The organism is Kitasatospora sp. NPDC058190, from assembly GCF_042883685.1.
Lineage (GTDB): Bacteria > Actinomycetota > Actinomycetes > Streptomycetales > Streptomycetaceae > Kitasatospora.
The window spans coordinates 38,575-45,419 of the sequence record NZ_JBHVVI010000012.1 but is presented as its reverse complement, the minus strand read 5'-3'; the positions used below and the strand labels follow the sequence as shown (position 1 = coordinate 45,419).

At 72.6% G+C, this 6,845-nt stretch carries 5 protein-coding genes; 3 read left to right on the top strand and 2 right to left on the bottom strand.

What is annotated here, in order from left to right:
* Nucleotides 1-1,366 (bottom strand): transporter (locus tag ACFVWU_RS08050; protein WP_387616962.1); only part of this gene is annotated, 1,366 nt, incomplete at its 3' end.
* Nucleotides 1,363-2,214 carry an ABC transporter ATP-binding protein gene (locus ACFVWU_RS08045; RefSeq protein ID WP_387616960.1) on the bottom strand — a complete coding sequence of 284 codons (852 nt, stop codon included), beginning with the start codon at nt 2,212-2,214 and terminating at the stop codon, nt 1,363-1,365. The genes ACFVWU_RS08050 and ACFVWU_RS08045, both read right to left, overlap by 4 nt.
* Nucleotides 2,215-2,470: 256 nt before the next feature.
* Here ACFVWU_RS08045 and ACFVWU_RS08040 point away from each other — a divergent pair, with 256 nt between their 5' ends.
* From ACFVWU_RS08040 to ACFVWU_RS08030, 3 genes are all read left to right on the top strand, one after another.
* Entirely contained in the window at nt 2,471-3,025 is a 555-nt protein-coding gene (locus tag ACFVWU_RS08040) for a DUF1707 and DUF4190 domain-containing protein (protein ID WP_387616958.1), read from the top strand.
* A 248-nt stretch (nt 3,026-3,273) separates the two neighbouring features.
* Entirely contained in the window at nt 3,274-4,947 is a 1,674-nt protein-coding gene (locus tag ACFVWU_RS08035) for a hypothetical protein (RefSeq protein ID WP_387616956.1), read from the top strand.
* Between the two features lie 19 nt (nt 4,948-4,966).
* Nucleotides 4,967-6,568 (top strand): DUF2142 domain-containing protein, encoded by a 1,602-nt coding sequence (locus tag ACFVWU_RS08030; RefSeq protein WP_387616954.1) that lies wholly within the window; start codon nt 4,967-4,969, stop codon nt 6,566-6,568.
* Nucleotides 6,569-6,845: the final 277 nt, after the last annotated feature.

Here is a 6,845-nt window from a genome sequence, read left to right as displayed (position 1 = left end):
TGCGCATCGGGTTGCTGTCGGCCGGCATGGTGTACGGCGCGAGCACGCTGAACACCGAGCCGAGCGCGACGCCGCAGCCGAGCATCGCCAGCGCGAGGCCGAGCGCGGAAGGCAGCCCGGCCCAGTCGCCGGTGACGGCGGCCAGCACCAGCCCGAGCACCGCCGCGACCGGCACGGCGTACGACAGCACGGCGTACGCCCGGCCGCGCAGCTCGTCCCGGGCGTCGGCGGGGGTGCGCAGGGTGGCGGCGACCATCCAGAACGCCGAGCCGTCCATGCCGAACAGGTTGAGCATCTGCAGCCCGAGGAAGGTCCCGGTCATCGCCAGCAGGTAGACGCTGGACCAGCCCTGGACCACCGACAGCGCGCAGATCACCAGCGTCATCCCGATGCTGGTGAACAGCGCCGCCTTGGCCCGCGGCTCACGCCAGGCGTACCGCAGGTGGCGCTGCATCACCGCGCCGGTCCGGCCCCGGGGCAGGAAGCGCCGGCCGTGCGACGCCTGCACCCCGCGGGCCACCTCCAGGGTGGAGGAGTCGGCGGTGACCATCAGCTCCTGCAGGCTGCTCCGCCACCAGCGCAGCAGCAGGGCCAGCAGTGCCCCGGCCGCGGCCAGCTGCAGGAGCGCCAGCGCGTAGCGGCCCTGGCCGGCGGTGTGGGTGGCGTCGGCCGCGCTGATCGGCGGGATCCAGCGCAGCACCGAGGCGATCGGCTTCAGCGGGCTGAGGTCGATCGGCCCGCCCCGGCGGCCGAAGATGCTCTGCGAGCCGACGTTGGCGGCCTGGACCAGCAGCGCGAAGGCCAGCCCGCCGAAGATCGCGAAGTCCTTGCCGCGCCGGCTGGAGAGCATCCGGGCGTTGCCGGCCGCGACCGCCCGGGAGAGCGTGACCAGGCAGAGCACCGCGAGCGGCACCCCGACCACCGCAGCCGCGGCCGAGGCACCCCCCTCGGCGCCGGACAGCGCCGCGCCGGTCACCAGCACCAGGCTGATCAGCGGACCGGGCCCGATCAGCGCGGCCAGCAGCGAGCCGCGCAGCAGCGGTCCGGGCCGCAGCGGCAGCATGGTGAGCCGGGTCGGGTCGGAGCTCTCGTCGCTGGAGAACAGGAACAGCGGCAGCGCGGCCCAGCCCAGGGTGAGCACGCCGAGCAGCACCACGCCGGCGTTCGCGGAGCCGGCGTAGCGCCCGTTGAGCATCGCCAGCGCGAAGGCGAGACCGCCCGCGAAGGCCAGCCCGACGAGGCCGCCGATCAGGTACACGGCGGTACGGCCGGGGCTGCGGCGCAGCCCGTTGCGCAGCAGCCGCAGCTTGAGCGCCACCAGGGCGCGGACCACCGTCCGCCCGTCGGGCACGGAAGCCGCGGTCACTGCCCACCGCCGAGCCGCTCGCCGCCGAGCCGCTCGCTCCCGGCGTGTCCGCCGCCGAGCCAGCCGAGCGCCTGGCCGTCGTCCTCGCGGACGCCGATCAGGTCGAGGAAGGCCGCGTGCAAGCTGCGCTCGCCGCGGACGGCGTCCAGCGGGCCGTGGGCGATCACCCGGCCGGCGTTGACCACCGCGACCCAGTCGCAGAGCTGCTCGACCAGTTCCATCACATGGCTGGAGAAGACCACCGTGGAGCCCGCCGCCGCGTACCGCTTGAGCACGCCGCGGATGGTCTGGGCGGAGACCGGGTCGACGCCCTCGAAGGGCTCGTCGAGGAACAGCACGTCGGGGTTGTGCAACAGCGCGGCGGCCAGCCCGATCTTCTTGCGCATGCCGGTGGAGTAGTCGGCGACCAGCTTGTCGGCGTCCCGGCCGAGGTCCAGGACGGTCAGCAGCTCCTCGGCGCGTCGGTCCACCTCGGCGCCGGGCAGGCCGCGCAGTCGGCCGGTGTACTGGAGCAGTTCGCGCCCGCTGAGCCGCTCGAACATCCGCAGGCCCTCGGGCAGGATGCCGATCCGGGCCTTGACCGTGACCGGGTCGGCCCACACGTCGGCGCCGTGCACCAGCACGGTGCCCTGGTCGGGCCGGAGCAGGCCGGTGACCATGGACAGCGTGGTGGTCTTGCCCGCGCCGTTCGGCCCGACCAGGCCGATGAAGGCCCCGGCGGGCAGTTCGAGGCTGAGCCCGGCCACGGCGGCCTGGCTGCCGAAGTGCTTCCACAGTCCCTGGATGCTGACGGCGGGCGGGGTGCCCGGTCCGGGGTGTCCGGAGGGCGACGGTACTGACGCCTGCATGGCGGCCTTCTGTCTCTACTCGTGTGCGGGTGGCTGAACGGTTGTCCGGGGCCCCAGCCTGTCACTGCCCGAACGGACTGTCGTCGGCTTTGAGCATCCCCTGAGCGTGTCCGCCGAACGGGTGAGGCGCGCCGCCCGGAATCCGCGCCGCCGCGGCAGACGGACCGATTTGGCAACTACTCAGCTCCGCTGTTCGTCCTGCACTATGAGGAACAGTGAGCACGCGCGGGGGTGCCGCGTTGCCGGGAGGTGGCGGATGTCCGTTCAACCGTGGGGCGAGTCCCGTCCCGCGCACCCGCACGGCCATCGGCCCGCGGTGCCGGGCTGGCAGCCCGCGCCCTCCCCGCAGACAACGATGCGGGCGAGCCACGCGGACCGGGACCGGACGGTGGACGTGCTGAAGGCCGGCTTCGCCGAGGGCCGGCTCTCCGCCGAGGAGTACGAGCAGCGCCACGAGGCGGCCGCCCTGGCGCGCACCTACGGCGAGCTGGCCGCGCTGGTGGCCGACCTGCCGGCCGGGCCGATGGTGGCGCCGCCGCTCCAGGCCGTGCAACCGGTCCCGGCGACCTTCCTGCCGCCGCCCGCGCCGCAGGTCCGTCCCACCAACGTGCTGGCAGTGGTCTCCCTGGTCTGCGGCCTGACCGGCTTCCTGGCGCTGCCGGCGGTGGGCGCGGTGGTCACCGGCCACATCGCCCGGGCGCAGATCCGCGAGCGCAACATGAACGGGGACGGGGCGGCCGTCCTCGGGCTGGTCCTCGGCTACCTGGGCACGGCCTTCTGGGCCCTGATGATCCTGCTGGGCATCGCGTAGGCCGTCCGTCCTCCCCGTCCGCCGCCGCGCCGGACGCCCGCTGGCGGGCCGGTTCCGCAGCATCAGTCGTGGCCGGACAAACCGGAACCGGACCGGGCGGGGGTGCCTCCCGGTGGGATTTTCACATTGTGAAGACCCTATGATGCCCGGAGAACTTCCATGTGCCCGGACCGTCGGCGTTCCGTGGCGGCCCGTGAACGAGGGGACCGGACACGACGTCCGGCAGATACGAGCTGAGGACCGTTCCAGTGACAGTCAGTGCCCGGGAGGCCGTCAGAGTTCCGCCGTCCAGGGGAGACGCCGCACTCGTACCCCCGGGCGGCCGCCGACCCCGGAACCCGTTCCTGACCTCCCCGCCGGTGCTGCTCGCCGGTGAGGCCGCGGTCGCCTTCCTGGCGGCGCTGGTGCTCCCACTGCTCGCCCGCGGTCTGAAGCTCGACCCGCTGGACCGGATCGCCCAGGTGAGCGGTCTCGCCGCCGTCCAGCTGCGGTTCGCCCTCCTCGGCCTACTGCTGCTCGCCGTCACGGTCGTGGCGATGCGGGCCCGGGCCGGACGGCACTTCAGCCTGGTGGCCCGTTTCGCCAGCGCCGGCCTCGCCGGCCTCGCCAGCGGCTTCGTGGCCGCCGGCGCGGTCATCGCGCTGCTGGGCACGCCGTGGCCGATGTTCGGCCTCAACGGCGACAGCGGACGCATCGTCGAGTGGGCCCACGCCGTGGTGAACGGCCAGCCCTCCGGATCGCCGGTCTACCCGCCCGCGCCGCTCTACACCCTCGGCTACTACGCCGAGTGGTTCCGCGGCGGCAACACCGCCTACGCCTTCAAGGACCTGCAGATCCTGGGCGCCGCGGCGTTCGGCCCGCTGGTGTACCTCTCCTGGCGGATGCTGCTCAGCCCGGTCCGCGCGCTCGCCTTCGGCGTGCTGCCGGCCTTCGCCCTGATCGACGCCTACAAGCCGTACAGCCAGACCGTGCTGGTGGTCCTGGTGCCGGTGCTGGTCGCGCTGGTGGTGGAGCTGCGCCGCAGTGGTACGGCGGCCTGGCGGCCGCTGCTGCTGAAGGCGGCCGGCTTCGGCGCCCTGCTGGGGCTGCTGTTCCTGACCTACTCCGGCTGGTACCTGTGGAGCGCGGCGGGCGTGCTGGTCGCGGCGTTGATGTACTTCCCGTGGCGGACCGGCCGGGCGAAGGGGCTGGTCTTCGCCGGTGTCACCGGGGTCGCGTTCCTGGCGGTCTGCGGCAGCTACCTGCTCACCATGCTGACGGAGGGGCAGGACACCAAGGACTCCAACTTCCGCTTCGACAACCTCACCGACCCGGCCTACTTCCTCATGTGGCGCACCGACATGCCGGGGAAGGTGGGGGAGTGGCCGCTGCCGGGCGAGTTCGGCGGCCTGGACCTGTTCGCCGTGCTGATGTTCGTCGCGCTCGGCGCCGCCCTGTGGCTGGGCATCCGCAAGCCGCTCGTGGTGGTCATCTGCTGCATGTTCGCGAGCGCCTGGGTGCTGCGGATGTACATCGCCTCGCACATGTACGAGACGCACACCGTCCAGCTCTACACCCGGACCAACAACCAGCTGCTCTACTGCGGCCTGCTGCTCTGCGCCCTGGTGGCCCATCTGGTGTCGCTGCGGCTGGCGGACCGCAGGGCCGCCGGACCGGCTCTTGGGGGGCTGCCCGGCTCCCACGCGGCCGTGGTCGGTACCCTGTTCGCTCTGCTGTTCTTGTTCGGCTCGGTCTCGTCGGCGATGGCGGACCGCTACATGCCGGCGAAGGAGAACAGCTACCGCATCCTGCCGTGGGTGTCGCACACGGTGCGCAAGCTCGACGGGACCTGCCCGAAGTTCGCGCCCGACGGCCGGTGCTCGAAGGACGGCGACCAGTCGTGGCTCACGATGATCCAGGACCCCACGGCGAGCTCCCACTGACCCCGAAGGCCCCTTGGACATGATGATCACTGCCGTCAAGAGCCTCGCCGACCGGCTCGCGTCGTCGCCGAGGCGCCTGTGGGCCGTGTCGTTCACGATCTTCCTGCTGCTGGGTGCCTCCTGGTCGCTGGCCACCCCGGTCGGCGCCTCCCCGGACGAGGCGGCGCACCTGATCCGGGCCGCGGCCGTCGCCCGAGGCCAGGTCGACGGCCGCGAGGTGATGGTCCCGCACGTGGTCGCCGATATCGAGGGCCACTTCTCGGAGACCGAGGTCACGCTTCCGCGGATGTACCAGGACGTGAAGGACGTGAACGCCTGTTACGTCTTCAAGTCCGACGTGCCGGCCTCCTGCGCGCCCAAGCTCAAGGACGAACCGGGGACGGCCCCGGTGACCACCGCGGCGGGCCGCTACCACCCGGCCTACTACTTCGCGGTGGGCTGGCCGAGCCTGCTGGTCGGGGGCGAGCCCGCGCTCTACCTGATGCGTCTGATGTCGGCCGCGATCTGTGCCGCCCTGGTGGCGAGTGCGATGGTCTCGGCGGCGGAGTGGCGGCGCCGCGACTTCACCCTGCTCGGCGTGATCACTGCGGCGACCCCGATGGCCCTGTTCATGTTCGGCATGGTCAACCCGAGCGGCCCGGAGATCGCGGCGGGCATCCTGGTCTGGAGCGCCGGGCTGCCCATGCTGATCAACCCGGACCCCCACCTGCTGAACCGCCGACTGGTCCGGCTCGGCATCGGCGCGCTGGTGCTGATCAGCATCCGTCCGCTGGGGCTGATCTGGTTCTCGGGGGCGCTCTTCTTCGCGCTGCTGCTGCAGACGAAGGGCGCGCTGCGGGAGGTGCTGCGCCGGAAGGCGACCTGGTTCTGGGGGCTGGCGGCGGTGGCCGCGGCAGGCTCCGCGTACGCCTGGGCGGCGCAGCACCCCGACCACTCGGTCATCGACACGCCGAGCAGCCTCACCCCGCTGGTGGCGGCTCGCAAGACCTTCGACAACTCGCTGGACTACATCAAGCAGATGGTCGGCTACTTCGGCTGGCTGGACGCGCCGCCGCCGGCCGCGACGCTGCTGGTCTGGTCCGGCGTGGTGCTCGCGCTCGTGCTGTTCGCGCTCTGCTTCGCGAAGGTCCGGGACACCCTCGCGATCGCGGGGGCGATGGCCGGGATCATCGCGATACCGATAGTGGCGCAGGCCATGCAGGCCAAGTCGCTCGGCATGATCTGGCAGGGCCGCTACCTGCTGCCGTTCGCCGTCGGACTGCCGATCGTCTGCGCCGTGATCTGCCACGAGCGCCTCCCACTGGGAGGCAGCTTCACCTGGCGCCGGCTGCTGGTGCTCTCCTCCTTCTCACTGACGGTGGTGAACGTCGCCGCGTTCCTCTGGGCGCTGCGCCGCAACGCGGTCGGCACCAAGGGCTCGCTGTTCATCAGCCCGGCCCACTGGGTGCCGCCCGGCGGCTGGCCGCTCTGGGTGGCGGTGTACACGGTGGCGGCACTGGCGCTGGGCGTGCTGGTGGCGGTGTCGGACAACCGGGGGCGCGGCGGGCTGGACGCCGGTGGCGCCGGTGGCGGTGCGACGGACCGGCGCGGTCGGCTCGCCGCGGTCCACGCGGGGGCGTAGGGTCGACCTGCGGGCGGCGGCCGGTTGTGGTATGGGTCCCGGCTCATGGCCGGTACCCGGTCCGCTTTCGGCGCGTACCCCGCGACCTGCGGCGTTGCATTTGTTTTGACCGCGCCCCATGCGCTAGGTACGCTCTGACCTTGTGCCTGGGGTGTCCCCGGGTCCTTGTGCGTGCATGCACACCGGTCGCCGCGCCGAGCCGGAGCGCCTCCCAGCGCGCCGCGCGTAGAGCGCCGTCGCTGTACATCAGCTCATGGGATTCCGTGTCGGAATAGCC

What these genes read in the sequence shown, in the direction of transcription:
- ACFVWU_RS08045 (WP_387616960.1), bottom strand. Translation starts at nt 2,214, where the DNA reads ATGCAGGCGTCAGTACCGTCGCCCTCCGGACACCCCGGACCGGGCACC.
- ACFVWU_RS08030 (WP_387616954.1), top strand. Translation starts at nt 4,967, where the DNA reads ATGATGATCACTGCCGTCAAGAGCCTCGCCGACCGGCTCGCGTCGTCG.
- ACFVWU_RS08040 (WP_387616958.1), top strand. Translation starts at nt 2,471, where the DNA reads ATGTCCGTTCAACCGTGGGGCGAGTCCCGTCCCGCGCACCCGCACGGC.